We start from the raw sequence: 2,268 nt of genomic DNA, 5'->3' as shown, positions 1-2,268 counted from the left end.
AGTACCAGCGTACGGCCCACAGAATGATGTCACGCTGAAAATGCCGGCCTTTGAATGGGTTCATGTGCAGCTCCATCAGCAAAAGGGGATGATAAGTTTATCACCACCGACTATTTGCAACAGTGCCCAAAAAAGTTCGTGGTGGAGAAAAGATAAGCTATGCAAGGCTTTAGGAGACGTGGTTTTTCAGGATGACGAAGAACGATTCGGCGCTAGGTGCAACATAGGTGCATCGCACGAGCGCTAGGAACGGCGAAAAAAGGCGGACGTGGCGAAATCGGTAGACGCAGCAGACTTTAAAATTGGAGTGCCCGCGGGGAAATCCGCGGAGTAGAACCGCTCAAAGTCGGGGAACGCTAACGGGCAATACCCTAAGCCAATCCCGAGCCAAGCCCCTTCGGGGGAAGGTGTAGAGACTGGACGGGCGGCGCCTAAAGCCTTCGGGCAATGGCGAAGGGACAGTCCAGACCACGAACGTCATCAGACGGCGGCGAAAGTCGAGGTGGTACGAAAATCTGCTTCTCTGTGAGAGTACGGGTTCGAGTCCCGTCGTCCGCACCACAAAGCCAAACATCCCTGCGATGATCGACCTCTGGGCGTTTGGTCGTGAGCCCGCCACCCTCGCGCTACGCTTTGCGCAGGCGTCGAAGGCGATCAGGTGCGCCCATCGATTCCGTCGAGCACCATCGCTGCGAGTTCATCGCTGGTGTGTGCACCACTATCGAGAACACGGGTTGTGCATGGAAGCCGTTCCCTTGCGGCCAAGCATCGGGCGACATTCGCTAATCGCCACTCTCGAATCTCCGCATTTCGATTCGGGTCAGGATGCATGGTCTGGTTCGCGATCCGGTGACGCAATAGGTCCTCGTTGAGCGTCAGAAAGATGTGCAGCAGCTGATCGTCGATCCGCCTTACCCCGTCGAGTATCTCAGTCAGATAGTCCGGGTGCACGAGCGTCATTGGGATGATGATGTCCTGCGAGTAATTCCTTCGAATCTCCCTGACCGCCGCGATCGTAAGTCCCCTCCACAAGGGGAGATCCTGATAGTCTCCGCTCGCTGGCATGGGGACCGTTTCTTTCACCACGAACCCGATTTCCTCGGGGTCAAAGATCAGCGATTTGGAACGCCGATCGCGCAGCCGCTTAGCGAGCGTCGTCTTTCCGGCGCCGAAAGGTCCGTTGATCCAGATTATCATTGTCGACGGCCTCTAACCTGAAGGCTCGCAAGAGCGCTCGACGGCCTCGTGCGGAGGCACGATCGGAGTGGTTCCGAAATGCTTCTCAAGATAGGTGACGCCGAACGTCACGATGTCCTGCGCGTCGAACAGGTAGCACTGAGCAAAGCCCACGACACCTTCTCGATGGCGACCGAGCTTCACGTAAGCATTTGCTATAGTTTCAACCGCATCCGGCTTTCCTTCGATAGCAAAGCAATCGAGAATGCCGTTTGAATCGTAATCCGATGCCGTTTTCCAGGCGACTTCACCGTCTCTTCCAAGCATCGGCATCTCATACGTCACCCACCGTTTGTTGGGGATATCGGCAACCGCCTCGGCGTAGTGCAATGCGGTAACGGAGTTTAGCGGCGCACCCAACAGCAGGGCCTTCCCGCCAAGGCGAACGAACCGCTCGACGGGCGATCCTTCCCCCAAGGCGTGACCGAGTTCGTGAGGCTCCGTCAGCGTTTCAGCCAGCGGACCAACCGCGACCATCGATGCATCGGGGTGCGCGCTGCGCCGCGCGCCGGGGGCTTGAACCAGAAATTGATTCAGCAGGCCGAACCCACGGTAAGTCCCGGCTGTTGCGGGATCGAACGGCAGCCAGGTACGGCGGGCTTCGTCATCCAGCCGAGCGCCATTCAGAGTCTCCTCGTAGGGTGATCGGTCCCACGACGCGTATCCCATCACAGTGCCAGTCGGCCCAACCGCGGAGCGTAACGCGGCAACGACCGTCTCCGCTCCTCCTTCGACCGGACCAATCGCTTTAAGTGAGGCATGCACCATCAAGAGGTCACCGGTTTGGACTCCGAGTTTTTGAAGCGCCTCCGTTATTGCCTTCCGCGTATGCATCGCGATATCTCCTCTAAACTGCAAAACACTATACCTATCGAGATATCACTCTACTATACCTATCGAGATATAGAGGTGGTCCCACTTGTTTGAACAACTAAAAGCGTATTTATAAGTGATATTCCGCTCTAGTTAAGCCACCTTGTTTTGTTGGGGTAGCTGATCATAGTAAAACTCATTTGGTGTCATTTTGTCTAG

Annotated in this window: 3 protein-coding genes; 1 reads left to right on the top strand and 2 read right to left on the bottom strand. The window is 56.2% G+C overall.

From position 1 onward, the window contains the following. Positions 1-247 (top strand): hypothetical protein (locus FTV25_RS16245; protein ID WP_206299284.1); only part of this gene is annotated, 247 nt, incomplete at its 5' end. A 407-nt stretch (positions 248-654) separates the two neighbouring features. Here FTV25_RS16245 and FTV25_RS15890 read toward each other — a convergent pair. Then, the gene (locus FTV25_RS15890) at positions 655-1,197 is read right to left on the bottom strand and encodes an AAA family ATPase (protein WP_000587837.1); all 543 of its coding nucleotides are present in this window, start codon (positions 1,195-1,197) and stop codon (positions 655-657) included. A 12-nt stretch (positions 1,198-1,209) separates the two neighbouring features. After that, positions 1,210-2,070, bottom strand: a complete 861-nt coding sequence (gene aac(3)-IId / locus FTV25_RS15885) for an aminoglycoside N-acetyltransferase AAC(3)-IId (protein ID WP_000557454.1) — start codon at positions 2,068-2,070, stop codon at positions 1,210-1,212. Positions 2,071-2,268 lie beyond the last annotated feature (198 nt).

This window comes from Acinetobacter sp. YH12249 (assembly GCF_013417475.1).
GTDB lineage: Bacteria > Pseudomonadota > Gammaproteobacteria > Pseudomonadales > Moraxellaceae > Acinetobacter.
Note: the sequence above shows the minus strand (reverse complement) of the source record. Positions and strands in the feature narration are given on the sequence as shown.